The following is a 25,810-nucleotide window of genomic DNA, read 5'->3' on the forward strand; positions in this document are numbered from 1 at the left end:
CGTCTAGCGGTTTGACGGTGCGACCACCGCAGCCTTTGCGGGCTCATCCCTGGCGGTCACATCGGGGTTCTGCATCACCTGAAGCACGGAGGCCTCCGGATCGAATTCGTCCTCTTCCAGCTCGATGAACTCCTCGGGCAGGAAGATATTAAGAACGATAGCGCACAGCGCGCCGACGGTAATGGGCGATTCGAAAATGTTATGCAGTGCCTTGGGCAGCTCACGCAAGACTTCCGGCACGGCGGCCACGCCCAGGCCCATGCCGAGTGAAATTGCCACGATCAGCATGTTGCGCCGATGCAGGCCGGCCTCGGCGAGAATCTTGATCCCGGCCACGGCGACGGTGCCGAACATTACCAGCTCCGCGCCACCGAGCACCGGCTTCGGCATCAGTTGCAGTACCGCGCCGATCATCGGGAACAGTCCGAGCACCACCAGCAAGCCGGCAATGAAGTACGCCACGTAGCGACTGGCCACGCCCGTGAGTTGGATCACCCCGTTGTTCTGGGCGAAGGTCACCATCGGCATGCTGTTGAACACCGCGGCCATGGCGGAGTTGAGGCCATCGGCGAGCAGGCCGGACTTGATCCGGCGGATGTACACCGGGCCTTTGACCGGTTGCCGGGAGATCATCGAGTTGGCCGTGAGGTCACCGGCGGCTTCCAGCGGCGAAACGAGGAAGATCACCGCCACCGGAATGAAGGCCACCCAATCGAAGGAGAACCCGTATTTGAACGGCACCGGTACGCTGACCAGCGGCACCTCGGGCAGGCTGCCGAAATCCACCTGGCCCGTGAGCCATGCCACCATGTAGCCCAGGGTCAGGCCGATGACAATCGCCCCCAGGCGCAGAAACGGCACGTCGACCCGGTTCAACACCACGATGGTCCCCAGTACCAGCGCCGCCAGGGCCACGTGACTGGCAGCCCCCAGGTCCTGGGCGCCGAAGCCCCCGGCGATGTCGGTCATCGCCACCTTGATCAGCGACAAACCCATCAGCGTGATGATCGTTCCGGTCACCACCGGGGTGATCAACATGCGCAGTTTGCCAATGAACTGGCTCAACACCACTTCGATGAACGCGGCGAAAAAACACACGCCGAAGATGGTCGAGAGAATTTCATCGGTGCCGCCACCTCGCGCCTTGACCATGAAACCGGCGCTTAGAATCACGCTGATGAACGAAAAACTGGTGCCTTGCAGGCACAACAGGCCTGAGCCCACAGGGCCAAAACGCCGCGCTTGCACGAAAGTCCCCAGGCCGGAGACGAACAGCGCCATGCTGATCAGGTAAGGAATTTCGCTTTGCAGGCCCAGCGCGCTGCCCATGATCAGCGTCGGGGTGATGATGCCGACAAAACTCGCCAGCACATGTTGCAGGGCGGCGAAGACGGTGGCGGTCAGGTGCGGGCGGTCGTTGAGGCCGTAGATCAGGTCATTGTTGTGTGGCGCGAGGGATTTTTCGGAGGCGGTCATGGTGGTTTGCGTGCCAGGAGGCGGGCCGGGTCGGAAAATGGAGGCGCAGAATGCCAGAACCGCCCGGCCACGGCAAAAGATCCACCAAAACAGTGATTTACAGGCGTGGAGCGAACACTTCGCCGACGCTGCGGCGTTTGGCGTGCAATTGGCTGGCCTGGATCAACTGTTCGAGGTCCTCGGGCGTGACGTCGTAGAACGCCTCCATGTCAGCCAGCGCCAGTTTCAGGTCGTCGGCGGTGATGGCCTGACTGTCCACCGGCGGGTGATCGGCAGGAATCCTGGCCACCGGCTCGCTGGTACTCTTGGGGTAACGAACGCGGGTCAGGTTGTTGTAGGCCAGGGCGCAGAGCAGCATCGTCGCCGCGCTGAGCATCACCGGTTCAATGGCCCTCCAGTCCATGGCAATGGTCGCCGGATCCGCCAGCACCAGGGTCAGGGCCAACGCACCGGCCGGTGGATGCAGGCACCGCAACCAGCACATCAGGATCAACGCCATGCCCGCCGCCAGGCATGCGCTACCGAGGGTTCGGCCCAGCACATGGGCCACCAGCAAGGCGATCACTCCGGCGCACAAGTAACCGCCGACAATCGACCAGGGTTGGGCGAGCGCGCCCGAAGACACGGCAAACAACAGCACTGCCGATGCCCCCAGCGGACCGATCAGGTGCTGGGCCACCTCAATGCCAAACACCTGGCTACAGAGCCATACGCTGAGCAGCGTGCCCAGGGCCATGCCGATGGCGGCGCGGCTCCATTCGGTGGGGCGGGTATTGATGGCGGCGGGCAACCAGCGAGCAAGCATTCTGAACAAAACTCCAGCACAGAAAAAACGAGTCAAAAAAAAGGGCTTGGCTGGTAAACCCAGAAAGCCCTTGAAGGTGTTCCAACTGTTGGGGCAGGAACGCACACAGTGTGCCGGTCAATCAATGCGCTGACAAATTCATATTAATGAGCATTTAGTGCATTAATGTTGCTTTAAACCCGGTCGACGGCCACTCATGAAGCACAGTAACCCACCCAATCCAGCGAGGGCACTCAAGGCATAAAACATCGTCGGGGCGGGTGTGTGCATCAGCAAAAAGCCGCTGATTACCGGGCTCAGGGCGCCACCCAGCGCGGCAAGGTTCTGTGCGCCGTAGTAACTGCCGCGCAGTTCTTCGGGGGCCAGGGTGTCGACGAACAGGAACTCGGCCGGGTAAATGATGATTTCACCGAGGGTGAACACAAACATCGCCACGCACCAGCTCACCAGGCTATCGGCCAGGCTGAAGCCGATCAGGCCAAGGATGAACAGACCTGTGCCGGCCACTATCCATTGACGCAGCTGCTCGCGTTTGAGAAAGCGTCCGACCTGATATTGCAGAAGGATCACGCTGAGGGCATTGCAGGCCAGCAGGGCGGCCATGACATCCATGGTGTGTTTGGAGTCACTGGTCACCAGCAAATACTGCGACAGGTAAAACGTGAAGCGACCGTGCACCACGGTACTCAGCAGGCAACCGGCGGTGAACATGATCAGGGTGCGGTCGTTTTTCAGGGTGATCAGGGTTTTCAGAAAGCTCTGTGCCTGACCGCCGACAGACCCACGCGCCGGATCCGTCGCGATCCCGGTCATCAGGAAAATGCTGAAAAAAGCGATGGTTGCGGCTACCAGGAATGGCGCACTGGCAAAAGCACCGGCAATCAGCACGCCAAGCATCGGCCCGACAGCGTAGCCAATGTTGGTCAGGGTATAGCTCAAGGAAAACGCTTTGGCACGCTGACCCATGGGCAGGTTTTCACTGAGTATCGCTTTGGAGCCAATCAGGAACAGCGCCGACGCGGTTTCAGTGACGATCAGGGTCATCGTGGTCAGGTAGAGGTTGTCGGCGAATGTCAGCAGCACCAGACCGATGGCACTGGAGAGCATGGCGAGGATCAGCAGCCGGCGTTTTTCGAAGCGATCAATGATGTAGCCGCCATACAGCGAGAGCAGGGTGGCGACGAACACCGCAATGCCCAGCAGCAGGCCAACGTCCTGCTGGTTGAGGCCAAGCTTGTCGCTGACGAACAGGGTGAGCAAAGGGCTGGTGATGGCACGGCTGACGACGATGGTCAGCGAGCAGGCCAGCAGGCGGCGGATGATGGGGGAATAGGTGGTGATGGTCACGGAGTGAATGTCCTTATTCGATCAGGCCGGCATCGGCCTGACCGTGAGCGCTACTCTAGCAGTTGGACACTCGGTCGTTGCTACGGGATTTACTTGAGGTGCAGCAGCACGAAATCATTGTTGTCGAACCGCCCGCTCAGCACTGGCGGCAATGCACCAACAGCCGTGCCGTGTAGTGCCTTGTAGGCGTTCAGGTCCATCATCAGCCACGCCGGGCCTCTGAGGGTTTCGAGTTCCGGTGGGGTGTCGGTGAAAACCGGATGCAGGTCCTGCGGGATGTTGACCATGAACTTGATGGCCTTGGCGTCTTTGCCCATCCCGTGCATGACCAGCGGAGCCGGGTCTTTTTGCACGAGCTCAAAAGCCTCGCGGCTGAAGGTTCGGGTGTCGTAGAGCTGTCGCTGGACGGGTTCGAATTGCAGGATATAGAACGACCAAAGGGCCAGAACCGCGCAGGCAGCCAGTGCCTGCGCGCGCCAGCGGGATTGCTTGAACGCTGCCAGGGCGACCGCTTGCAGCAACCCGAGGATGATGAACAAAGAGGTGAGGCGAGCCACTTCCTCGGGAAATGTCTGCCGTATGACCAGCAGTGTCACGATCAGCAGGCTCGGGGTCAGCAACCAAAGTCCCTGCATCAACCCCCGCAACCAGACAAACAATCGGCCTTGAGTGGCATAAAACGGATACGCCGCCACGATCGCCGCCATAGGCAACATCGGCAGCAGGTAGCGGGCCTTTTTCGCCTGGGGGACGGAAAGGCCGACCATCACGATCAGCCCGGCCGCTGCGCAGTACTGCAACAGGCGCAAGGCCGGTCCGACTTGCCGCGGCCCTGTAAACGCAACGGCACCCAGCGCCAGTACTGCCAACGGCCAGGCCAGCGCGTAATTGCCCATCGAACTGGTGAAGTAATACAACACACCGCTGCTGCCTTCACTGCCGTCCATGCGCCCCATGAACTGCATGCGAATCACGTCCTGCAAGAAGGTCGGGCCGCCGCTGACGTCCGCCAGCCACAACAACAGCCCGACGCACACCGCCAGCAGCATGGAGGCCAGCAAGCCGAAGACGAGCAACCGCCGCCATTGACGATCGAGCAGAAAGCAGCTGCAGAGCATTCCGGTCGGAACCACCAGGCCAATGGGTCCACGAATCCAGAAGCCCAGCATCAGCAAGGCAAAGATCAGCACCCAGCGGCGCGACGCCGCAAAGTGATCGGCGGCATAACCGAGGTAGAACACGCTGAACGCAACGGCCGCGAGCATCAGGTCGAGGGAAACGGCGCGGGTTTCGGTGATGAAGGTGTTGGTCAACAGCATCAAGGCGATGCTCAGCAGCGCCCAACGTGTGGAGTAGGGGGCCAGCAGGCGGTACTTCAAGGTGACGATAACCGCTGCGGCAATGGCGCTCGGCAGCCACGCGGTCAGGCTGGTGACCTGGCCGAAGGGCAGTGAAAGCAGCCAGATGAATAGCGTTGAAAGTCCCGAATAGTCTGCGTAGGGCTGGCCATAGGTCGTCGGAAAAAACGACGGGCCATTGCGCAGCATCTCCTGGGCGAACAGCACGAAGCGCGAATCGAAGCCGATGACCGCCTGCTGATACATCCCGGCGCAGAACAACAACAGCGCCAACAGACCCAGTGCAAGGGACTGTCGGCGGATGTGGGGGGGCATGAGGTTCAGGCGACCACGGCTTCGCTTGGCCATTTCTGGTGAGGCATCGGCAATTTGCGCGATTCGCCCCGGCCGATCGGGAAGTAGGTGAAGCCGATACGTGCCAGGCGGTCCGAGTCGTACAGGTTGCGGCCATCGAAGATCACCGGTGCCCTGAGCCGCTGCCGGATCAACTCGAAGTCCGGTGCCTTGAACTGTTGCCATTCGGTGCAGATGATCAGTGCGTCGGCACCGGACAAGACGGACTCGGGCGTACCCATGAGCATCAGTTTCGACTCATCGGGATACAGCTTCTGGGTTTCCTGCATGGCTTCGGGATCGAATGCGCGGACATTCGCACCGGCGGCCCACAGCGACTCCAGCAACACCCGGCTCGGTGCATCGCGCATGTCGTCGGTGTTTGGCTTGAACGCCAGGCCCCACAAGGCAAAGGTTTTACCTCGCAAGTCACCTTTGTAGAAGGCGTTGATGCGTTCGAACAACTTGTGTTTCTGCCGCTCGTTGATGGCTTCCACCGCTTGCAACAGGTCGCTGGAGCAGTGGGCCTCTTCGGCGCTGTGGATCAGGGCGCGCATGTCCTTGGGGAAGCACGAACCACCGTAGCCGCAACCGGGGTAGATGAAGTGGTAGCCGATACGTGAGTCGGCGCCGATGCCCAGGCGTACCGATTCGATGTCGGCGCCCAGGTGTTCGGCCAGTTCGGCGATCTGGTTGATAAAGCTGATCTTGGTCGCCAGCATGCAGTTGGCGGCGTATTTGGTCAGCTCGGCGCTGCGCAGGTCCATGAACATGATGCGCTCGTGATTGCGGTTGAAGGGCGAGTACAGGTCACGCATCACTTCACGCACTTCATCGCGTTCACAGCCGACGATGATACGGTCCGGGCGTCGGCAGTCGGCCACCGCCGATCCTTCTTTCAGGAACTCCGGATTGGAGACGATATCGAACTGCAGCAAGCGCCCGGCGTTGAGCAGGCATTTGTCGATGTGTGCACGCAAGGCGTCGCCAGTGCCGACCGGGACGGTGGATTTTTCCACCAGGATCGCTGGCAGTTCACGATGCCGTGCGACCGCTTCGCCTACCGACATCACGTAACGCAAGTCCGCCGAGCCGTCGTCCCGGGACGGTGTACCGACCGCGATGAACAGCACCTGACCGTGCTGGACCGCAAACTTTTCGTCACTGGTGAATTGCAACCGTTTGGCGTCAAGACCCTCGCGTACCAGGCTGGCGAGTCCGGGTTCGAAAATACTGACGTGGCCCTGCTTGAGCAGTTCGACTTTTTTTTCGTCGACGTCCATGCAAACCACGTCGTGGCCGACTTCCGCCAATACCGCTGCCTGCACCAGGCCAACATAACCGCTACCAAACACACTGATTTTCATGGGGCACTCCTTAATTCGGGCGCACGAGCAGGTCGAGAATTGATGGTAATGACGCCGAGGATGACCAATGCCACGCCAAGGCTTTTTGACAGGCTGAACGATTCGTTGAACAGCGGCAGGCTGGCGGCCAGCAGATACACCAGCGCATAACTGACGCTCAGCAACGAGTAGGCACGGCCCAGGGGCAGGTCCCGCAGGGCGGCAAGCCAAGAGAGCATCGACAAGGCATAGGCGAAGATCGCCGCAAGCACCACGGCAACCGCTGTCAGGTCGATGTGGGCGCTGAGCCATTGTTCGGGTTGTGGCAGGTGACTCATGCTCCAGCGCATGCCCAATTGGGCGGCGCTGACCAGCAACACGCTGCCCAGTGCGAAGGTGATACCGCGAGTCGGGTTCATGCGTGTTGCCCCAGCAATGCCACGCCGCCGATCACCAGTGCCACACCCAGCCAGTGGCGGCGGTCGATGGTTTCGTGGAACACGAAACGCGCAACCAGGGTGATCAGCACGAAGTTCAGGCTCAGCATCGGATAGGCGATCCCGACTTCCAGGCGTTGCAGTACCAACAGCCACACCAGCAGGCCCAGTCCCAAAGAGGCCAGGGCCAGCCAGAGCCAGGGCGAGCGTAGCTTGTCGACCCACCCGGAAGGCTTGCCGCGCCAGCTTTCCACGGCATATTTCTGAGCGATCTGGCCCAGGCAAGTCAGCAGGCAGGCGACTAGTAGCAAGAGCAGGCTCATGGTGTCGCCTGTGGAATGATCAAAATCACCAGGTTGCCTTGTTCGTAGCGCTTGCCCTCTTTGGGCAATTGTTCCAGTTCGCGCAGTTCTTCTTCGCCCTTGACCCGCATGACCACACCCACCGAGCCTTGCTGGCGGGCATCGTGCATCCACTGCTGCACCTGATCGGTGTCGACGCGCTGCTTGAGCGAATCAGGATAGGCAAGGCCATATTTCAATTCGCCTATCGTGTTGAAAAAAGCCACTTCCGGCCGCTTCACCCGCCAGGACAACGCCGACGCGGCACCCAGGTCATTGCTCAGCAACCTGGCGCTCTGGCCGAGCTCCTGGGCGTGATCGAGGATGAACTGGTCGGGCGTCTTGTTGGCAACGACGGAATTGGGCAGTCCGGCCGGCAGCACGCCGACGAACAGCAAGCTGCCGAAAGCCGGGGCAGCCCAGCATTGCAGGGGACGGAACGCTTGCAGCAGGTTGGCCATGATCCAGCCGATCAAACCGATGAACACCAATACCAGGTTGTGCAGTTCATGAGCGTAGATCGGCTTTTTCAGTTGCAGATACACCAAAGCCAGCAAGGTGATCACACCCAGCGCCAGGTTCAACAGGCCGTTGATGCCCAGGGCGCGACCTTGTTCCAGCTTCAAACGGTCAGCCAATGCATGGCCGAGCAACAAGGCCAGAGGCAGCAGGCACGGCAGGATGTAGGCCGGCAGTTTGCCTTTGCTCAGGCTGAAGAAGAACAACGGCATCCACAGCCACAGCAACAGGAAGGCGATATTGGATTGGCGTCGGGTTTGCCAGGCTTGCTTCAATGCGGGCGGCAGCAACGCAGCCCAGGGCATGCTGAAAGCTACCAGCAACGGCAGGTAATACCACCAGGGCGCGTCATGCTGGGCATCGTCCCCGGCAAAACGACGGATATGTTCGTGCCAGAAAAAGAACCGCCAGTAGTCAGGCTCCTGGGCGTGTACTGCCAGCGCCCAGGGCAGGCTGACGACGATGGCGACCACAATCGCCACGGGACCGTAGACCAGCAGTTCACGCCAGCGTTTTTGCCAGATCATCCAGGGCAGGGCGATCAGCACCGGCAGCAGCCAGGCGAGGAAGCCCTTGGTCATGAAACCCATGCCGCAGGCCAGGCCCAGCACTGCCCACCCGATCAGGCGTTGACCGCGGCCGACGCTGTCCAGTGCAAACCACAAGGCCACCAGGCTGAGGTTCACCCAGAAGGTAAATTGCGGATCGAGGTTGGCATACCCCGCCGAAGCGGCAATGACCGAGAAGCTCATGTACAGCAATGCGCAGGCGAAACTCTTGCGCGGTTCGTTCCACATCCGGCGGGCGACCAGGTAGCACAGCAGCACGCTCAAGCCAGTGCTCAGTGCCGAGGCGAAACGCACCCCGAAGAGGTTCTGGCCGAACAATGCCTGACCGATGGCAATCATCCAGTAGCCGGCCGCGGGTTTTTCGAAGTAGCGCACGTCCATGAAGTGCGGCGACACCCAGTTGCCGCTCAGGAGCATGCCCTGGCTGATCTGGGCGTAGCGGGTTTCGTCGGGAATCCATAAGCCATGGCTGCCCAGCGGCAGCAGGTAGGCCAGCGCCACCATGGCAAGCAATAACGGCAAAGCCCAGCGTTTGCTCATGCGCCTTGCACTCCCAGCCAGCCTTCGCGACCTTCGAGCGCACCGCGTACCACGCGGCCAATCGGCAAACTGTCAGGGGCCTCGGGCAACAAGTCGCCCAAGGGTTGAAAACGGATGTCGCGCTGATGTGCATCGATCAGCAGTTGACGGAAATCGTTGGCCATCAGAATCCCTTCTACCTCGGCATGGATCGTGTAGACATTGAGTTTTCCCGGAGTGAACCGGTCCAGGATGAACCTGTTGAAATCCTTGGCGGCGACGCTCGGCCCGACCACTTCGTCGAAGGTCGGCAGGTCCACCGGGATTTGTGTCGCACCCCGGCGGCCATCGGCCAGTTGCGGCTGGAACAGGCTATGGCCACGACAATCGCTGTTGTAGCGAAAGCCGAAACCTTGCTTGGCTTCGATCACGCGCTCGTCGGCACGCCAGCCGGCGGACGCCGAACAGGTGATCCTTTCGCCCAGAATGTCACTGAGGGTGTCCACGCCACGGCGTATCTGTTCGACCAGTTGTGCATCGCTCCAGCGCCCGGCATTTGCCTGCCAGCCGTGGTGATCCCAGGCGTGCAGGCCGACTTCATGCCCGGCATCCCGGGCCTGGCGCATCAAGTGCCCCAGGTCGCGGCCGATCGGTTTTCCAGGCCATGCGGTGCCGGCCAGCAGAATGTCCCAGCCATACAGGCCGGCTGCATTTGACCGAAGCATTTTCCAGAGAAACTGTGGACGGATGAGGCGCCACAAGTGGCGCCCCATGTTGTCCGGCCCGACACTGAAGAAGAACGTCGCCTTGACCTGGGCCTCATCAAGGATTTCCAGCAAACGCGGCACCCCCTCACGAGTGCCCCGGTAGGTGTCGACATCGATCCGAAGGCCAGCCTGCATCAACGCTTGTCCGCGATTTCGAGCATGGCTTCGCGCAGGAAGAAGTCCAGGGTGTTGCCGATGGTTTCGCGCATCTCTACGGTCGGTGTCCAGTCCAGCAGGCGCTTGGCGTTGGCGATGCTTGGCTTGCGGTGAGACACGTCCTGGTAGCCGGTGCCGTAGAACGCCTTGCTTTCGATATCACGGAAGCCAGCGAACGGAGGGAAGTTGGCGCGCAACGGGTGAGCTTCGAACTGACGCAGCAGTTCTTCGCCCAACTGGCGGATGCTGGCCTCGTTCTCCGGGTTGCCGATGTTGATGATCTGGCCGTTGCAGACATCGTTGTCGTTGTCGATGATCCGAGCCAGTGCTTCCACGCCGTCGGCGATGTCGGTGAAGCAGCGTTTTTGCTCGCCACCGTCGAACAGGCGAATCGGCGTACCTTCCACCAGGTTCAGGATCAACTGGGTAATTGCCCGGGAACTGCCGATACGGGCCGAATCCAGGCGGTCCAGGCGTGGACCCATCCAGTTGAACGGGCGGAACAGGGTGAAGTTCAGGCCTTTCTGGCCATAGGCCCAGATCACGCGGTCAAGCAGTTGCTTGGACACCGAGTAGATCCAGCGTTGTTTGTTGATCGGACCGACCACCAGGTTGGAGCTGTCTTCGTCGAAGTTAGGGTCCTGGCACATGCCATAGACTTCCGACGTCGACGGGAAGATCACGCGCTTGTTGTACTTGACGCAGTAGCGAACCAGCTTCAGGTTCTCTTCGAAGTCCAGTTCGAACACACGCAGCGGGTTACGGGTGTATTCGATTGGCGTGGCGATGGCCACCAACGGCAGTACTACGTCGCACTTCTTGATGTGGTACTCGATCCACTCGGAGTGGATGCTGATGTCGCCTTCGACGTAGTGGAAGTTCGGGTGGCTGCGCAGGCGCTCGATGGCGTCCGAACCGATGTCCAGGCCGTAGACTTCGTAGCGGTCGTCGCGCAGCAGGCGCTCGGACAAGTGGTTGCCGATGAAGCCGTTGACGCCGAGGATCAGCACGCGCGTACGACGCGGCGCGCGACCGGATTCGGCACCGCGCAGCACGGAACCATCCACCAGGCCCAGTTCGTTGGCCAGTTGCGGACCGCTCAGGTACAGACCGTTGTCGTTGCGCTGGCCGGCGTTGATGATCAGCGAGTCTTCACCGCAGGCGATGCGCAGCGGGTCGACGCTGATGACGCGGCCAGGTGCCTGGCCCTCGTTGCCCTTGGCGACTTCGGCACTCCAGACAATCAGTTTGTGCTCGCCCACCGCGCAGAAGGCGCCCGGGTACGGTTGGGTCACGGCACGGACCAGGTTGAACAGCTCTTCGGCCGGCCTGGCCCAGACCAGTTTGCCGTCGGCCGGGGTGCGACGGCCGAACACCGTGGCTTTGGATTCGTCCTGTAGTGTTTCGCTGACTTTGCCTTGCAGCAGCGCTGGCAAGGTGTCGCGCAGCAGGTCAGAGGCCGCCGTGCGCAACTTGCCGTGCAGGCTCAGCGCCGTGTCGCTGCGCTCGATCGCGACCTTTTGCTGGGCAACGATGGCGCCCGCATCGGCACGCTTGACCATGCGGTGCAGGGTCACGCCGGTTTCCGTTTCGCCATTGACCAGCACCCAGTTGGCCGGTGCGCGACCACGGTAGCGCGGCAGCAGCGAACCGTGCAGGTTGAACGCGCCTTTACGGGCCGTGGCCAGAAGCGCTTCGCTCAGCAGATTGCGGTAGTAGAAGGAGAAAATGTAGTCGGGATCGAGTTTGGCGATACGCTCGATCCACAACGGATGGTTGGCATCTTCCGGTGCATGCACGGCAATGCCGTGGCGGGCGCACAGCTGCGCGACGGAACCGTAGAACGCGTTCTCCTTCGGATCGTCGGCGTGGGTGAACACCGCAGCGATCTCAAAACCGGAGGAGAGCAGGGACTCGATGCCGGCACAGCCAATATCGTGATAGGCGAAGACAACAGCTTTTGCACTCATGAAGGAACCTGATCTGAAGAGGTGGAAGTAAGGCCGTCAACGGTAACAACGGAAGCAGGGGAGTCGGGCTGGCTGCGCAGCACCTTTTCAATGAAGAAGCGCGGGCGGGCGCGAACGTCGCTGTACATGCGGCCCAGGTATTCACCCAGCAGGCCCATGCCGATGAATTGACCGCCGGTGAAGACGAACAGCACGGCGAACAGTACGAAAGTACCGCCACCGGCCCAGCCGGCGCCGAACACCAGGCGCAACAGGATCAGCGCGATGGCGAACAGCACGCCCAGGGTCGCCATGCCGACGCCGACGATGCTCAGCAGTCGCAGTGGCGTGGTGGTCATGCAGGTGACCAGGTCGAACATCAGGTTGATCAGGCGCATCGGGCTGTACTTGGAGTCGCCGTGTTCACGCTCGGCGTGGGTCACGAGGATTTCCGTGGTGTGGCGGGCAAAGCTGTTGGCCAGGATCGGAATGAAGGTGCTGCGTTCACGGCAGGCGAGCATGGCATCGACGATGGTGCGTCGGTAGGCGCGCAACATGCAGCCGTAGTCGCTCATGGCCACGCCCGTGGAGCGTTGCACGGCGAGGTTGATCAGCTTCGAAGGCCAGCGGCGCAAGGCCGAGTCCTGGCGGTTGTTGCGCACAGTCGCGACGACGTCATAGCCCAGCTCGGCCTGGGCCACCAGTCGCGGGATTTCTTCCGGCGGGTTTTGCAGGTCGGCATCGAGGGTGATGACGACATCGCCCTTGCACTGTTCGAAACCGGCCATGATCGCCGCGTGTTGGCCGTAATTGCGGTTGAGGATGACCGCCACCACCGGGCTGCCTTCACGGGAGGCGGCTTCTTCCAGCAGATCGGCGGAGTCATCGCGACTGCCGTCGTCGACCAGCACGATTTCATAGGGATGGTTCAACTGCTGACAAGCGGCTTCGGTGCGCCTGAGCAATTCAGGCAGGCTTTCCTGTTCGTTGTAGACCGGAATGACGATCGATACGAAGTTGATTGGGTAAGGTCTCAAAGGCTTTTGTCCATGCAGTTTTCGATGGCGCCGACGACGCGTTCGACATCATCGGTGGTCATGTCGGGGAACAGCGGGATCGAACACAGTCGCGCCGAATTCCATTCGGTGTTGGGCAGGTGCAGGTTGGGGTAACGCTGACGATAGTAGGTGTGCAGGTGCGTTGCAATGAAGTGAATGCCGGTGCCCACATTCTGTTCCTGGAGGGCTTTCATGAACGCTTCGCGATCCAGCCCGCAACGCTCGGCGTCGATACGCAGGATGAACAGGTGCCAGGCGTGTTGCTGCGAATAAGCGGGGATCGCCAGCGGTTGTACCGGCAAGCCTTCCAGACGTTGCAAGTAGGTCTGGGCCAGTTGAGTGCGCCTGGCGTTGATCTCGTCCAGGCGCTCCAGTTGCACCAGGGCGATGGCGGCGTTGATGTCGGCCAGATTGTACTTGAAGCCCGGTTCGACCACCTGGGCCTGGGGTTTGCGGCCATGGGTCAGGCGGTCGTAGGCATCGACCCCCAGCCCGTGAAACTTGAGCATGCGTACCCGTGAGGCCAGGGCTTCATCGTCGCTGACGAACATGGCGCCTTCGGCGCAGGTCATGTTCTTGATCGCGTGGAACGAGAATATCGCCGTGCCCCTGGCACCGACGTGCCGACCTTTGTAAAGAGTACCGGCAGCGTGGGCGGCGTCTTCGATCACGGCAATGCCGTGCTTGTCGGCCAGGGCGTAGAGCGGATCGAGATCGAATGCCGCGCCGGCGTAATGCACCGGGATGATGGCTTTGGTGCGCGGAGTGATCGCCGCTTCGATCGTGGCCGCGTCGGTCATCAGCGTATCGCGGTCGACGTCGACGAACACCGGCGTGGCGCCCAGCAGGGTGATCATGTTGGCGGTGGACACCCAGGTCTGCGACGGCGTAATTACTTCATCGCCGGGACCGATGCCCAACGCAAGGAGGGTGATATGCATTGCGCCGGTGGCCGAGGAAAGTGCGACGGCATGCCGGCAACCGACGTAGTTGGCAAAGTGTTCTTCCAGTGCCTGGTTCTTCGGCCCGGTAGTGATCCACCCGGAACGTAATACTTGCTCTACGGCAGTGATTTCTTCGTCGCCGATACTGGGACGGGAAAAAGGGAGAAACGCCTGACTCATGGGTACCTCGGGGGCTGAAAGCGTAAATAGCCTTTGAGGCTAAAAATGGGTCCAAAAATCAGCTTAGACGCTAAATCAGAATCTGCATCAAATCAAATAGTTACCGGTTGGCGGTAAAAAACAGCATCGGTTGACTTTTTTTTCCATGGGCGGCAGGTTGGGCGTCCATCCGGGTTGCGCCGATTTTGCAGAAGGTTATGCCCGATTTTGTGAAAGGAACATGAAAAAACGGTTGGGGAATCGTTTATCTCATAGCTATTAAGCTGCTGTTCAGACTTCCTGCTTTCATGGTGTCTTTTAGGAAAAGTCCTACAAAAGTTATGTCTTTTACATGATCGTTAATTCACTTCTTAGTTGCTTCATTGAACTGTTTTCATTCAAGGCCGTTTCGTTTGATTGACTTATCTGTAACCGATTCACGCACATCCCTCACCAATCCGCTGACCCTGTATCTGGCGCGACTGGCGCCGTCCAGCCAACTGACCATGCGATACGTGCTGCAGGACGCCGCCGACCGCCTGGGCTTCGAAGACCACGATATCGAGGAGATACCCTGGCATAACCTGCAGCCCGAGGACGTGATCGCGCTGGTGGCCACTTTGCGCACGGACGGCTATGCGCCGAACACGTCCTCGCTGTATGTCAACGCGGTGCGCGGGGTGATGAACGAAGCGTGGCGCATGAGCCTGATCTCTCAGGAACACCTGCTGAAGATGCGTTCGGTCAAGGGTATCGCCGGTACACGGCTGTCCCAGGGGCGCAATCTCAGGCGCACGCTGATCCAGGAGCTGATGGCGGCCTGCGCCGCTGATCCGCGGCCGCAAGGCCTGCGCGATGCCGCGATCATCGGGATTCTGTACGGTTCGGGGATGCGCAAGTCCGAATCGGTGAACCTGGAACTGGACCAGGTCGATTTCACCGAGCGCAGCCTGCGGGTGACGGCCAAGGGCAACAAGCAGTTGATCAAGTATGCGCCGGCCTGGGCCTTCGCCAAGCTTGAAGCCTGGCTTGAGCTACGCCGTTCGTTGCTCAAGGAAGGTGAGTCGGACGATCCGTTCCTGTTCAACCGCATCCGCCGTGGCAGCCACATCACCCGCGAGCGCATCACCAAACATGCGATTTACTACATCGCCCGGCAGCGGGGCGCGCAGGTCGGGGTGAAAATCATGCCCCACGATTTCCGGCGTTCATTCATTACCCGGGTGATCGAAGAGCATGACTTGTCGATTGCGCAGAAACTGGCGCACCACAGCAACATCCAGACCACGGCCAACTACGATGTGCGCGACGACAACGAGCGACGTCGGGCGGTGGACCGATTCGACCTGTGAGCGATCAAATCTCGCTCAGTACATGGGCGTGGCCAATGGTCGAGACCTGAACCGCGCTGCCGGCGGGTGGTGCATACATGCCTGAACTGCGCACCAGCAGTGATCGGCCCGGTTGTTCGCTGCGGGTCATTGACTGGAGCTCAACCGTCAGTGTGCAAGTGTTGCCGCTGAAGTCACGATCGGTGACCACGGCCCGGCAACCACCGGCATCCGGGTCGGTGGGGAGGATACTGGCCAATTGCAGTTGTTCGGGGCGCAGCATGATCTGCGCCGAGCTATTGTTGCGGTGGTTGTTGACCGGGATCCGTCCCAGGTCGCAATGGGCCCAACCGGCCTCGATGCGGGCGGGCATCACCACGGCATCCCCCAGGAACAGGGCGGTCTGTTCGTCTTCGGGATAGCGGTAAAGGTCCAGCGGGTGCCCTGACTGGACCAGGCGGCCTTGGCGCATCACCGCCAACTGGTCGGCGAACGACAAGGCTTCGCTTTGGTCATGGGTGACCAGAATGGTGGTGACGCCCGCGTCTTCCAACAGCCGTGCAACCATCTTGCGCATCGCGGCGCGCAATCCGGTATCGAGCGCCGAGAACGGCTCGTCCAGCAGCATCAGCCGTGGTTGCTGCGCCAGGGCGCGGGCCAGGGCCACCCGCTGTTGCTGGCCACCGGACAATTCGTGAGGCCAGCGCTCGGCCATCTTTGCATCCAGCGCCACGCTGTCCATCAGCTCAGCGACGCGCTGTTGTTTCTCACTGCCCTTGGTCGACAAGCCGAAGCCGATGTTCGCCGCCACGGTCATGTGCGGGAACAGTGCGCCGTCCTGCGGCACGTAGCCGATCAGGCGTTGATGGGCCGGCACTTCGTGGGTGCCGTCGACCAGTGTCTGGCCATTGAGCGAAAGACGCCCGGAGTCGGGGAATTCGAAGCCGGCAATCATCCGCAGCAAGGTGGTTTTACCGGAACCGGACGGGCCGACGATGACAGTGCGACTGCCGCTGGGCACCGACAGGCTGACGTTGTCCAGGGCGCATTGGGCGCCATAGGACTTGTAGAGGGCATTGAGTTCAAGAGTGTTCATCGGCCAGCCGTTTTTTTCGATTGGTGATAAAGAAGTCCGGTCAGCGGCAGCGACAGCAAGACCATCAATAAGGCGTAGGGTGCAGCGGCGGCATAATCGATTTCGCTGGTCATGGCCCAGAATCCGGTCGCCAGGGTGCGAGTGCCGTTCGGGGCCAGCAGCAGTGTGGCGGTCAGTTCGTTGGTGATCGCCAGGAACACCAACGCCGCGCCGGCGGCTGCCCCCGGCGCGGCCAGGCGCAAGGTGATCAGCCACAGGGCCCGGGCCGGTGAGCGGCCAAGGCTGCGGGCGATGTTCTCCAGTTCCACCGGGGCCTGGGCAATGCCAGCGCGCAGGCTCACCAGGGCGCGGGGCAGGAACATCAACAGGTAGGCCAGCAGCACGGTGAAAACGGTCTGGTAAATCGGCCGGGCGAAATGGATGGTGACGGTCACCAGCGCCAGCGCCACGATAATTCCGGGCAGGGAACTGGTGATGTAGTTGCAGCTCTCCAGTACCCGTTGCAGTCGGCCGGGGTAGCGGATCGACAGCCAGGCAATTGGAATGGCCGCGCAGGTGGTCAGCGCTGCGCCCGCGACACCGAGCAGCAGGGTTTGCTCCAGGGCGGGCAGCAATTCGGTCATGTCCCAGACGTCCACGCCGCCGGCGATCAGCCATTTGCCGAGGGTAATCAGGGGCACACCCAGGGCGAGGGCGCAGGTCGCGATTTGCAGCGTCAGTGAGAGCAGGGTGGATGCCCATTTCAGTTGCACGACCCGTTGCTCCCGGGCGCTCCCCGAACCGACGCGAGCGTAACGCGCCGAACCCCGGGCGGCGGATTCAGACGTCAACATCGCCAGGCAACACAGCGCCAGCACGCTGGCCAGCATGTGTGCCGCTGCACCGTTGAAGGTCGACTTGAACAGATCGAAGATCGCGGTGGTAAAGGTGTCGAAGCGGATCATGGCGTACAGGCCATATTCGGCCAACAGGTGCAGGCCGACCAGCAAGGCGCCACCGCAGATCGCCAGGCGCAACTGCGGCAGCACGACGCGGAAAAACACTTTCCAGGGCTTGAGCCCCATGGATTCGGCGACGTCTTCGATGGCCGGGTCGAGTCGCCGCAAGGTGGCCGCCACCGGCAAATACAGGAAGGGGAAGTAGGCGATGACCGAGACCAGGACGCCGGCAAACAAGCCGTGAATCGGCGGCACCAGGCTGACCCACGCGTAGCTGTGAACGAACGCAGGCACCGCCAGCGGTGCGGTGGCCAGCAACGACCACCAGCGCCGTCCCGGCAAATTCGTGCGCTCGGTGAGCCACGCCAGTGTCACCCCCAGTACCACGCACAAGGGAATCGTCAGCAGCACCAATAGCACGGTGTTGACCAGCAGCTCGCCGACCCGAGGGCGGAACACCAGGGTCACGACGGTCGACCAGCCTGTCTGCAGGGACACGCCTATAACGTAAGCAATCGGTAGCAGCGCCAGTAATGAAACCAGCACCGACAAACCGATCACCCATACACCGCCACGTCCCGCAAAGACTCCACGGGATCGTCGACGCAAATGCGCGGGTGTCGCCTCGGCGACACCCGCAGGCAGGGTTTCAGGCATCAATTAGAGCAGTCCAGCCTGTGTCATCAGCTCCACGGCTTTTTTGCTGTCGAGTTTCGAAGCATCGACAGTCGGCGCATCGAGTTGCTGCAGAGGCACCAGTTTAGGGTTGGATTCAGCGTTCTTGCCCACGGCGTACTCGAACGACTTGCCGTTCTTCAGGACGGCCTGGCCATCCTTTCCGGTAATGTATTTGAGAAACGCCTGGGCTTGTTCTTTGTGTTTGCTGGAGGCAAGGACGCCGCCGCCGGAGATACTAACAAAAGCGCCCGGATCCTTGTGCTTGAAATAGTGCAGAGCGGTGTTCTTGCTGTTTTCACCGGTCTTGGACTGATCGACCAGGCTGTAGTAGTGGTAGATCACGCCGCTGTCGATCTGTCCGGCATTCACCGCTTTGAGTACCGAGCTGTTGCCACGGTAGTTGGCGTAGTTGGCTTTCATCCCTTTGAGCCATTCCAGCGTGGCGGCTTCACCCTTTTGCTCGAGGATGGCAGCGACGATGGCCTGGAAGTCAGCACCACCTGGCGACGCCCCCCAACGTCCTTTCCAGCTCGGACCGGCCAGGTCCATGATCGATTTCGGCAGGTTTGCTTCCGGCAGTTTGCTCGGGTTGTAGACAAACACGGTGGAGCGCGCGGCAATTCCGGTCCATTTGCCGTGGGCCGGGCGGTAGGCGGAATCAACCTGTTCCAGCGTGGCTTTGTCGACCGGCGCAAACAGCCCGGCGTTGTCGACCAGCACCATGGCCGGGGAGTTTTCGGTCAGGAATACGTCTGCGGGGGAGGCCGCGCCTTCCTGTACGAGCTGATTGCCCATCTCGGTGTCATCGCCGTTGCGCAAGGTCACCGGAATTCCGGTCTCCTGGGTAAAGCCTTCGACCCAGACCTTGGTCAGGCCTTCGTGTTGCGCGTTGTACACCACGATGCCGACGGAGTCCTCGGCATAGACCTGGCCAGCGCTCAGCAAAGCGGTGGTCAGCAGGGCTTTTTTCAAGAACGAAGGGATTTTGGAAATCATTCTGCGGGCTGCTCCTGGTGCATTTTTTGAAAGTCGTGCGCATTGAAACGCCAGTTAACCAATGCGAATCATTTGCATGAATTTGAATTGCGGGAAATGTAGAGATCCAAATGAGAAAATAACGTCAAAAAAACCGTTAATACATGTAATTTTCATTCAGATTAGCAGCAGTGTAGGGACTGTGGTTCGCCTCGTCGATCAAACGATGTCGTCGATGAGAATATGGCGCTGTCCCCGGATGCCTTTTATCGCGTGTTCGGCGCCCCTGACGGTGCCAGTTGCTGCTGGGTTCGCCAAGGTTGCGAAAGGATAGCTCGGTGATGGCCATCTTGCTTGTCAGGGCTGGATTTGCGGGAAGATCAATACTTGCAGGTTGCCGCGCCGATAACGTTTGCCGTCGCTGGGCAACGCATCGACCTCCTGTAGCTCATCGACGCTGTTGACCCGCATCACCACCCCGACCGAGCCCTTTTTACGTGCCTCGGTCATCCATCGCCCGACGTCTTGCAGAGTCACCTTGCGCGAGGCTGCGGCGGGATCCTGGAGGCCGTATTTCATTTCGCCGACAATATTGTAGAGCGCCACTTCCGGTCGCCTGGTCAGCCACGACAAGGCCGATGCCGCACCCAGGTCGTTGCTCAACAGCGAGGTGGTCTGGTTCAAGCTGTCCAAGTGTTCGGAGATAAACCGGTCGGGCATCTTGCTGTCGACGATCTGGTTCGGCATGGCGGCGGGAAGCAGAGCCACCAGTAGCCAGATGCCGAGGGCCGGCATCGCCCACAACGTCAACGGCCGCAGGACTTGCAGGGCGTTGGCGATGATCCAGCCCAGCAGCACGATGAATGCCAGGGACAGGCTGAACATCTCGGTATTTTCAAAGATTTTCTGGCTCAATTGCAGGTACAGCAAGGCCGCCAGGGCTGTCGTGGCGATGGCGACGTTGAGCCATCCGTTGACGCGAATCGTCCGTTCCCTTGCCTGTTGCAGCAAGCCGGTCAGTGTATCGCCCATCAGCAATGCCAGCGGCAACAGGCACGGCATGATGTAGGTTGGCAACTTGCCGCTGCTCATGCTGAAAATCGCCAGTGGCAACAACAACCAGAGCAGGAGGAAACCGCTGACGGGCCGATGCTTGTGTTTCCAGGCTTGGAGGAATGTCGCCGGCAACAACGCACTCCAGGGCAGCACGGAAACGGCCAGTATCGGCAGGTAGAACCACCATGGGCGTGCGTGTTGCGCATTGTCGGCGGCGAAGCGGCGTACGTGTTCGTTCCAGAAGAAGAAGTTCCAGAAGTCCGGTTCCTGATAATGAATGGCCAATGCCCAGGGCAAGCAGACTGCCGTGGCAACGACTACCGCCAACGGCCCGTAACGCAACAGCTCCCCGATGCGTCGCTGCCAGAGCATCCAGGGCAGGGCGATGACCGCCGGCAGCAGCCAGGCCAGAAAGCCCTTGGTCATGAAGCCCATGCCGCAGGCAACGCCCAGCACTGCCCAGGCACCCAGGCGGGCACGGGTGGTGCGGCTGTCGATGGCGAACCACAGGGAGACCAGGCTCAGGTTGACCCACAGGGTGAACTGCGGATCGAGGTTGGCATACCCAGCCTGGCCGGCAATCAGTCCGAAGCTCATGTACAACAATGCGCAGGCAAAGCTGGTGCGGGGATCGTTCCAGAAGCGGCGAGCAATCAGCCAGGTCAGCCACACACTCAGCCCGGTACTCAGCGCTGACGCGATACGAACCCCGAACAGATTGTCGCCAAACACTGCCTGGCCGATGGCAATCATCCAGTACCCGGCAATGGGTTTTTCGAAATAGCGAAGGCCCATGAAGTGCGGCGAGATCCAGTTCCCGCCCTGCAGCATTTCCTGGCTGATCTGGGCATAACGGGTTTCATCGGGAATCCACAGGCCATGACTCATCAGCGGCAGCAAGTAGAACGCCATGAATGCAAGCACCAGGGCGAACAGCAGCCAGCGCTCGTTGGCAGGTGTAGTCGGGGCGTACTGGCGGGAAGAATGGCCAACGCAATCTGGCAGTGGCTGTTTTGACGTCATGTCTCGACCTTGGCGCTCAAAGGGCTGGTTGAAGAATGATAGGAAACTTGCAAGAGAGAAAAGCGCGACGATATAGAACAGTGAGAAGTTCATTGATGCTTCTCACTGTTTGTTCAGCTGTTATTCAGTCAACTTCGAAGTAACTTGTTACAAAAGTTGTCGTCGTGTAATGACTCAGTCGTTTACTTCAGCAGGTCATTCCAGTCCTCGGCATTGACAATGCCGAGCACTTGCAGTTGCCCGCTGCCATCGATGCGCACAAACAACGCACTGGTGTACTCGGCGTCTTTCGCCGCATGTTTCAGACCGGTCTGCTCTTCAAAGTCAGCGATGCAGCCGCTGTGGGTCACCAGCACCAGGTTGCGATGGGCCACCTTGTGCGCCACGACATCGTTTCGCATGGTCGTGCCGCAGGTCGCGAGCCATTCCTGGGTCTGAGGGTCACTGTTGAACATGTAGTGCGCGGTTTGCACCGTGCGGGTCACAGGGCTGGTGAGGATGTCGGTCTGCTGCAGGCCCAGGCGGGCGAAGCCCTGGCCAACACCGGCAGCCGCTTCACTGCCGATACGGGTAATGCCGTCGGCCGGACCCAGGCAAGGATTGTCGGAGCGGTCGCAGCGCTCGGCATGACGAACCAGCACCGCGATCTCGCCGGCCTTCCATTGTTGCAGCAACTGGGCCCGGGCTTGCGCATTTTCCTCAGCCAGGTTGGTCGGGGATTTCGGCCACAGGATAAAACCGGTGACCAGCACGGCGACAGTCAGTACAGCGATAGCCACGACCGTTTTAGACAGCCTGGAAGATGGTTTACGCGAGTCGGAGTTGAACAAGTTTTTCCACCCGTTGGAGCGCCAGGGGCTATGCGGTTAAACAAAACCCGGAACAGCGCAATGAATATCCGCCGAATTGAGTTTCGGTGAACTAGTTGCGTGCCAAGTTAAATGTGCGCAGGTCTCGGAACGGTGAACGGAATGTGAAAAAAATGCAGTGAAGATAGCGGCGGGTAATTAGTCATTTATTGAGAATTCTTATCGTTTGTATTTGTATGGGGGTCTCAGTGAGAAACAAGCGGGACTTGGGGGAGGGATTAACGGCGAACTTGTCGCCGTTAATCCGGGCGGCAGCAAAAAGGCGATCAGGGCGAAGTGCAACTTGGCTGTGATCGGGTCGCAGCCTGGCTGATCAACGCGGCTAGGCGTTTGACATTGTTTTGCTGGGCCAGTACGAGGTCGTCGATGGTTGCGCCCGAAGGCGTTTGCAGGGTGCTGCGGCAAATCACCCGTGCCGTGTCGCCTGTCTCGGCACTGCGCAGACGCCATCTCACATCCATCAGCGCGTATTGACCGGGGACCGAGTCAAAACGCTGCACATCGACGCGCACCGAGTATTTGCCTTGTACGGGACTATTGCTCAGTTGATCGGCCAGCGCACTGCGTAATTCGTCCACGAGGGTCGCGCCCCACCATTGGTTTTCCAGGATCGCCAGGCCACTGTTGCTTTCGCGAATGACGATCTGTGCGCGATCTACCTGGGGCGGCACGCTGATCGTCTCGATCTGAATCACGCCGACGGTGGCCCTTGAGTGATCACCGGCCTGCGCCGGGGTCAGGGTGTGGAATTGAATCGGGTCACTGCGGCACGCGGTGAGCAGCAACAGCGCAGCGACCAGTGTGAACTTCAGCGGAAAAGCCATGGGTGTTGCTCCTGTGTTCAATTGCGCGGTGGTCCCTGCAGATCCACGGGCGCGGCATTGTTCGGACGGCCACGAAGCAGCGATTCCGGATGCCGCCCCAGGTAATCCGAAAGATCACGCAAGGATCTCGATGTGCGTCCCAGTTCATCCAGGGTCTGCCCCAGTTTTTCCCGTTGCGGCGAGTCCTCGGCCAAGGTCGAGCTGGCGGATAGCAGGGTCGAGTTGGCGGTCTCCAGGGTCTTGCTGACATCCGACAGGGTCGCTTGCACGCCAGGCAGGATCTTGCCGTTGAATTGCATCATGCCTTTGCGCAGCTCAACCAGATTGCCATCGAGATTGCCTGCAATGCGCTCGATCGGCAGTTTGTTGACCTTGTCGACCATGGCTTCGAGTTTTTCCTGCAATTGCTCGAGGCTGCCCGGAATGGTCGGGATCATGACCGGGCGCGCTGTCGGATCGAAAACGACTTTGTCCGCCTTGGGGAAGAAGTCCAGGGCGATGTACAACTGGCCGGTCAGGAAGTTGCCGGTGCGCGCCTGGGCACGCAAACCGTTTTCGATAAAGGTGCCGATCACCCGCGCGCCCCCGGCTTCGTCATTGGGGTCATGATTGAGCGCCTTGAGCATTTGGATGTGGGCCTGGCCCAGGCGTTGCGGATAAATCACGATGCCGACGTTGACTGGAAAACTGCGTTTCTTTGCGTCGTAATCCAGATTGACCGCCACCACCTTGCCGATTTCCACGCCGAGGAACTCCACCGGAGCATCGACCTTGAGCCCGCGCATCGCCTGGTCGAAGCGCATGGCCAGGTACTGCGGCTTGCCGCTTGGCGGGGCGAGGGCGGTCTGCTGGTCTTCGAACAGTTCGTAGGCGTATTCCGCGGCCGCCGGTTTATCGTCAGGGCTGTAGTCGGGGGCGCGGAAGGCAATGCCGCCCACCAGCAGGGAGGACAGCGATTCGGTCTTGACCGCAAAACCGTTGGCACCGACGTTTACGTCGATGCCGCTGGCGTTCCAGAACCGGGTGTTTTCGGTGACGTACTTGTCATTGGGCGCATGGATGAACAGCTCGATGTTCACGCCCTTGCCATCCGGGTCCAGCGCGTAGGCCACCACCTGGCCCACCGGGATCTTGCGGTAGTAGACCGGGGAGCCGATGTCCAGCGATCCCAGGTCCTGGGTGAACAGGGTGAAGCGCTTTCCCGGCTCGCCGTATGTAATGGGCGGCGGGTTTTCCAGCCCCTGGAAATTTTTCTTCCGGCCGTTGGCCTGGCCGATATCGGCACCGATGTAGTCGCCCGACAGCAGGGTATCGATACCGGACACGCCGCCAGCGCCAATGCGCGGCCGCACGACCCAGAACTGCGAATCCTCGCGGGTAAAGCTCTCGGCCTGCTTGGCCAGTTTGATGGTGGCGTTGACACTCTTCTGGTCACTGCTCAGTTCCACATCGGAGACATGACCAATCACCACATTTCGATATTTGACCTCGGTCTTGTTCGCGGTCAGGCCGCTCCCGGTCTTGAACGTGACAACGATGGTCGGGCCTTGCTGCAAATAGCTGTGAACCACCAGTGATATACCCACCAGCACCGCTACGATCGGTACGATCCAGACCAGCGAAACGCTGAATCGGCGGGTCTTGATCGGTGCCTGCCCGGGGGCTTGCGGCCCGTCAGTGGCTTGTGACTTCATCCGTGACCTCCTGATTGTGTGGGTTTCCCCGTTCTTTATCCCAGATCATGCGGGGATCGAAACTCATTGCCGAGAGCATGGTGAACACCACGACCAGGCCGAAAAACAGAATGCCCGGGCGCGGTTCGATGTCCGCCAGGGCCTGGAATTTCACCAGCGAGGCCACCAGGGCGACCACGATCACATCGAGCATCGACCAGTAGCCGATGATCTCGACGAAGCGGTACAGCGTCGAGCGCTCTTTTCGTGCCCACTCGCTGTCGCGTTGCACGGTCACCAACAGCAGTGTGATGGCGACGAACTTGATGCCCGGCACCGCGATACTGGCAATGAAAATGATCAGGGCGATGTCCCAGGCCCCGGCTTCCCAGAATTCCAGCACACCGCTCATGATCGTGCTGTCGGCACCATTGCCGACCATTTCGGTGTTCATCACTGGCAACAGGTTGGCCGGGATGTAGAACACCAGGGCCGCGAGCATGTAGGCCCAGGTGCGGGTCAGCGAATTGGTTTTGCGCCGGTGCAACGGTGCACCGCAACGCTCGCATTCGTGAGGTTCGCCTGTCATGTCGCAGGCCAGGCCACAGGTGTGGCACAGGCACAGGTTGAGCTCGTCGGCGTAAGGAGGTGTGCTCATACCATGTCCCACAGTTCGCGAATGTCGCGCCCGGCAATGCGGATCATCATCAGGCTCAGTGCCGCCAGGGCGAACAGCCCTATGCCGGGCAGCACATCAAGCAGTCCGGCGAGTTTGATCACCGCGACCATGGCGCCCAGCAGGCAGACTTCGAGCATGCTCCAGGGCCTCAGGGTTTCCAGCCAGCGCATGCAGAACCTGAAGCCGGGCGAACGTTTCCCGCGGAGCGCGAAGCCGAGCACCCAGATCAGCAGCACTAACTGGAAAATCGGCGCGATGATCATGGCGATTGCCGCCACCATGGCGATGAAGGTGATAGATCCCAGGCTCAGGGCCAGCACCGAGTCCCATAGAGTTGCGCTGTTTTTCACGCCTTTGAGGCTGATGCTCATCACCGGGTAGAAATTGGCGAAAATCCAGAGCATCAGCGCGGTGAAGGTCAACGCAAGACGTTGCTCCACCGTGAGGCCGTTATAGCGCTGTAGCACGCCTCCGCAGCGCGTGCACAAGGTTTTCTGATGTTTGGCGAGCGTGACCTTCTGGTAAACGCTGTCGCAGTGCTCGCAGATGATCAGCTGATCGGTAGATGCCATGGGTCAAGCTCAA

General features: G+C 60.3%; 22 protein-coding genes. 1 reads left to right on the top strand and 21 read right to left on the bottom strand.

Annotation, left to right across the window (positions count from 1 at the left end):
- Positions 1 to 3: 3 nt before the first annotated feature.
- The 12 genes from CAG47_RS12920 to arnB all read right to left on the bottom strand — a co-directional run bounded on the left by CAG47_RS12920 (position 4) and on the right by arnB (position 14,104).
- Positions 4 to 1,476: a nucleobase:cation symporter-2 family protein gene (locus tag CAG47_RS12920; RefSeq protein ID WP_085725244.1), complete on the bottom strand. Its 1,473-nt coding sequence runs from the start codon at positions 1,474 to 1,476 to the stop codon at positions 4 to 6.
- A 97-nt stretch (positions 1,477 to 1,573) separates the two neighbouring features.
- Complete coding sequence (locus CAG47_RS12925) at positions 1,574 to 2,281, bottom strand: HPP family protein (RefSeq protein ID WP_085725245.1); 708 nt, start codon at positions 2,279 to 2,281, stop codon at positions 1,574 to 1,576.
- A gap of 162 nt (positions 2,282 to 2,443) precedes the next feature.
- Positions 2,444 to 3,622 carry an MFS transporter gene (locus tag CAG47_RS12930; RefSeq protein WP_085725324.1) on the bottom strand — a complete coding sequence of 393 codons (1,179 nt, stop codon included), beginning with the start codon at positions 3,620 to 3,622 and terminating at the stop codon, positions 2,444 to 2,446.
- 95 nt (positions 3,623 to 3,717) lie between these two features.
- A complete protein-coding gene (locus CAG47_RS12935; protein WP_256577415.1) occupies positions 3,718 to 5,301 on the bottom strand; it encodes a glycosyltransferase family 39 protein in 1,584 nt (527 codons plus the stop codon).
- 5 nt (positions 5,302 to 5,306) lie between these two features.
- Complete coding sequence (locus CAG47_RS12940; RefSeq protein WP_085725247.1) at positions 5,307 to 6,686, bottom strand: UDP-glucose/GDP-mannose dehydrogenase family protein; 1,380 nt, start codon at positions 6,684 to 6,686, stop codon at positions 5,307 to 5,309.
- Positions 6,683 to 7,084, bottom strand: coding sequence for a 4-amino-4-deoxy-L-arabinose-phosphoundecaprenol flippase subunit ArnF (gene arnF / locus CAG47_RS12945; RefSeq protein ID WP_085725248.1), 402 nt, complete (start codon positions 7,082 to 7,084; stop codon positions 6,683 to 6,685). Before arnF ends, CAG47_RS12940 begins: the two co-directional genes overlap by 4 nt.
- On the bottom strand, positions 7,081 to 7,425 hold the full coding sequence (arnE, locus tag CAG47_RS12950; protein ID WP_085725249.1) for a 4-amino-4-deoxy-L-arabinose-phosphoundecaprenol flippase subunit ArnE: 345 nt from the start codon (positions 7,423 to 7,425) through the stop codon (positions 7,081 to 7,083). Before arnE ends, arnF begins: the two co-directional genes overlap by 4 nt.
- Complete coding sequence (gene arnT / locus CAG47_RS12955; protein ID WP_085725250.1) at positions 7,422 to 9,071, bottom strand: lipid IV(A) 4-amino-4-deoxy-L-arabinosyltransferase; 1,650 nt, start codon at positions 9,069 to 9,071, stop codon at positions 7,422 to 7,424. Before arnT (CAG47_RS12955) ends, arnE begins: the two co-directional genes overlap by 4 nt.
- Positions 9,068 to 9,952: a 4-deoxy-4-formamido-L-arabinose-phosphoundecaprenol deformylase gene (gene arnD / locus CAG47_RS12960; RefSeq protein WP_085725251.1), complete on the bottom strand. Its 885-nt coding sequence runs from the start codon at positions 9,950 to 9,952 to the stop codon at positions 9,068 to 9,070. The genes arnT (CAG47_RS12955) and arnD overlap by 4 nt, the downstream gene beginning before the upstream one ends.
- Positions 9,952 to 11,943: a bifunctional UDP-4-amino-4-deoxy-L-arabinose formyltransferase/UDP-glucuronic acid oxidase ArnA gene (gene arnA / locus CAG47_RS12965; RefSeq protein ID WP_085725252.1), complete on the bottom strand. Its 1,992-nt coding sequence runs from the start codon at positions 11,941 to 11,943 to the stop codon at positions 9,952 to 9,954. The genes arnD and arnA overlap by 1 nt, the downstream gene beginning before the upstream one ends.
- Positions 11,940 to 12,959 carry an undecaprenyl-phosphate 4-deoxy-4-formamido-L-arabinose transferase gene (arnC, locus tag CAG47_RS12970; RefSeq protein WP_085725253.1) on the bottom strand — a complete coding sequence of 340 codons (1,020 nt, stop codon included), beginning with the start codon at positions 12,957 to 12,959 and terminating at the stop codon, positions 11,940 to 11,942. Before arnC ends, arnA begins: the two co-directional genes overlap by 4 nt.
- Positions 12,956 to 14,104 (bottom strand): UDP-4-amino-4-deoxy-L-arabinose aminotransferase, encoded by a 1,149-nt coding sequence (gene arnB, locus CAG47_RS12975; protein ID WP_085725254.1) that lies wholly within the window; start codon positions 14,102 to 14,104, stop codon positions 12,956 to 12,958. Before arnB ends, arnC begins: the two co-directional genes overlap by 4 nt.
- Positions 14,105 to 14,496: 392 nt before the next feature.
- Between arnB and xerC the strand changes: the two genes are divergently transcribed.
- Positions 14,497 to 15,435 carry a tyrosine recombinase XerC gene (xerC, locus tag CAG47_RS12980; RefSeq protein WP_085725255.1) on the top strand — a complete coding sequence of 313 codons (939 nt, stop codon included), beginning with the start codon at positions 14,497 to 14,499 and terminating at the stop codon, positions 15,433 to 15,435.
- 4 nt (positions 15,436 to 15,439) lie between these two features.
- Here the strand turns inward: xerC and CAG47_RS12985 are convergent, their stop codons facing one another.
- The 9 genes from CAG47_RS12985 to CAG47_RS13025 all read right to left on the bottom strand — a co-directional run bounded on the left by CAG47_RS12985 (position 15,440) and on the right by CAG47_RS13025 (position 25,797).
- On the bottom strand, positions 15,440 to 16,510 hold the full coding sequence (locus CAG47_RS12985; protein ID WP_085725256.1) for an ABC transporter ATP-binding protein: 1,071 nt from the start codon (positions 16,508 to 16,510) through the stop codon (positions 15,440 to 15,442).
- A complete protein-coding gene (locus CAG47_RS12990) occupies positions 16,507 to 18,105 on the bottom strand; it encodes an iron ABC transporter permease (RefSeq protein WP_085725257.1) in 1,599 nt (532 codons plus the stop codon). Before CAG47_RS12990 ends, CAG47_RS12985 begins: the two co-directional genes overlap by 4 nt.
- 3 nt (positions 18,106 to 18,108) lie before the next feature.
- The gene (locus CAG47_RS12995; RefSeq protein ID WP_085725258.1) at positions 18,109 to 19,122 is read right to left on the bottom strand and encodes an iron ABC transporter substrate-binding protein; all 1,014 of its coding nucleotides are present in this window, start codon (positions 19,120 to 19,122) and stop codon (positions 18,109 to 18,111) included.
- 336 nt (positions 19,123 to 19,458) lie between these two features.
- On the bottom strand, positions 19,459 to 21,180 hold the full coding sequence (gene arnT / locus CAG47_RS13000; protein WP_085725259.1) for a lipid IV(A) 4-amino-4-deoxy-L-arabinosyltransferase: 1,722 nt from the start codon (positions 21,178 to 21,180) through the stop codon (positions 19,459 to 19,461).
- A gap of 182 nt (positions 21,181 to 21,362) precedes the next feature.
- On the bottom strand, positions 21,363 to 22,010 hold the full coding sequence (locus CAG47_RS13005) for a histidine phosphatase family protein (protein ID WP_085725260.1): 648 nt from the start codon (positions 22,008 to 22,010) through the stop codon (positions 21,363 to 21,365).
- Positions 22,011 to 22,315: 305 nt separating this feature from the next.
- A complete protein-coding gene (locus CAG47_RS13010) occupies positions 22,316 to 22,873 on the bottom strand; it encodes a membrane integrity-associated transporter subunit PqiC (protein WP_085725261.1) in 558 nt (185 codons plus the stop codon).
- A 17-nt stretch (positions 22,874 to 22,890) separates the two neighbouring features.
- A complete protein-coding gene (locus CAG47_RS13015) occupies positions 22,891 to 24,567 on the bottom strand; it encodes an intermembrane transport protein PqiB (RefSeq protein ID WP_085725262.1) in 1,677 nt (558 codons plus the stop codon).
- Positions 24,548 to 25,204: a paraquat-inducible protein A gene (locus CAG47_RS13020; RefSeq protein WP_085725263.1), complete on the bottom strand. Its 657-nt coding sequence runs from the start codon at positions 25,202 to 25,204 to the stop codon at positions 24,548 to 24,550. The genes CAG47_RS13015 and CAG47_RS13020 overlap by 20 nt, the downstream gene beginning before the upstream one ends.
- Complete coding sequence (locus CAG47_RS13025) at positions 25,201 to 25,797, bottom strand: paraquat-inducible protein A (protein WP_085725264.1); 597 nt, start codon at positions 25,795 to 25,797, stop codon at positions 25,201 to 25,203. Before CAG47_RS13025 ends, CAG47_RS13020 begins: the two co-directional genes overlap by 4 nt.
- Between the last annotated feature and the right edge of the window lie 13 nt (positions 25,798 to 25,810).

The organism is Pseudomonas sp. R37(2017) (assembly GCF_002113375.1).
Lineage (GTDB): Bacteria > Pseudomonadota > Gammaproteobacteria > Pseudomonadales > Pseudomonadaceae > Aquipseudomonas.

Bases quoted from the DNA above. Each gene is read 5' to 3' on its own strand.
- CAG47_RS12920 (WP_085725244.1), bottom strand. From the start codon at position 1,476: ATGACCGCCTCCGAAAAATCCCTCGCGCCACACAACAATGACCTGATC.
- CAG47_RS12925 (WP_085725245.1), bottom strand. From the start codon at position 2,281: ATGCTTGCTCGCTGGTTGCCCGCCGCCATCAATACCCGCCCCACCGAA.
- CAG47_RS12935 (WP_256577415.1), bottom strand. From the start codon at position 5,301: ATGCCCCCCCACATCCGCCGACAGTCCCTTGCACTGGGTCTGTTGGCG.
- CAG47_RS12940 (WP_085725247.1), bottom strand. From the start codon at position 6,686: ATGAAAATCAGTGTGTTTGGTAGCGGTTATGTTGGCCTGGTGCAGGCA.
- arnF (WP_085725248.1), bottom strand. From the start codon at position 7,084: ATGAACCCGACTCGCGGTATCACCTTCGCACTGGGCAGCGTGTTGCTG.
- arnE (WP_085725249.1), bottom strand. From the start codon at position 7,425: ATGAGCCTGCTCTTGCTACTAGTCGCCTGCCTGCTGACTTGCCTGGGC.
- arnT (WP_085725250.1), bottom strand. From the start codon at position 9,071: ATGAGCAAACGCTGGGCTTTGCCGTTATTGCTTGCCATGGTGGCGCTG.
- arnD (WP_085725251.1), bottom strand. From the start codon at position 9,952: ATGCAGGCTGGCCTTCGGATCGATGTCGACACCTACCGGGGCACTCGT.
- arnA (WP_085725252.1), bottom strand. From the start codon at position 11,943: ATGAGTGCAAAAGCTGTTGTCTTCGCCTATCACGATATTGGCTGTGCC.
- arnB (WP_085725254.1), bottom strand. From the start codon at position 14,104: ATGAGTCAGGCGTTTCTCCCTTTTTCCCGTCCCAGTATCGGCGACGAA.
- CAG47_RS12985 (WP_085725256.1), bottom strand. From the start codon at position 16,510: ATGAACACTCTTGAACTCAATGCCCTCTACAAGTCCTATGGCGCCCAA.
- CAG47_RS12990 (WP_085725257.1), bottom strand. From the start codon at position 18,105: ATGCCTGAAACCCTGCCTGCGGGTGTCGCCGAGGCGACACCCGCGCAT.
- CAG47_RS12995 (WP_085725258.1), bottom strand. From the start codon at position 19,122: ATGATTTCCAAAATCCCTTCGTTCTTGAAAAAAGCCCTGCTGACCACC.
- arnT (WP_085725259.1), bottom strand. From the start codon at position 21,180: ATGACGTCAAAACAGCCACTGCCAGATTGCGTTGGCCATTCTTCCCGC.
- CAG47_RS13010 (WP_085725261.1), bottom strand. From the start codon at position 22,873: ATGGCTTTTCCGCTGAAGTTCACACTGGTCGCTGCGCTGTTGCTGCTC.
- CAG47_RS13015 (WP_085725262.1), bottom strand. From the start codon at position 24,567: ATGAAGTCACAAGCCACTGACGGGCCGCAAGCCCCCGGGCAGGCACCG.
- CAG47_RS13020 (WP_085725263.1), bottom strand. From the start codon at position 25,204: ATGAGCACACCTCCTTACGCCGACGAGCTCAACCTGTGCCTGTGCCAC.
- CAG47_RS13025 (WP_085725264.1), bottom strand. From the start codon at position 25,797: ATGGCATCTACCGATCAGCTGATCATCTGCGAGCACTGCGACAGCGTT.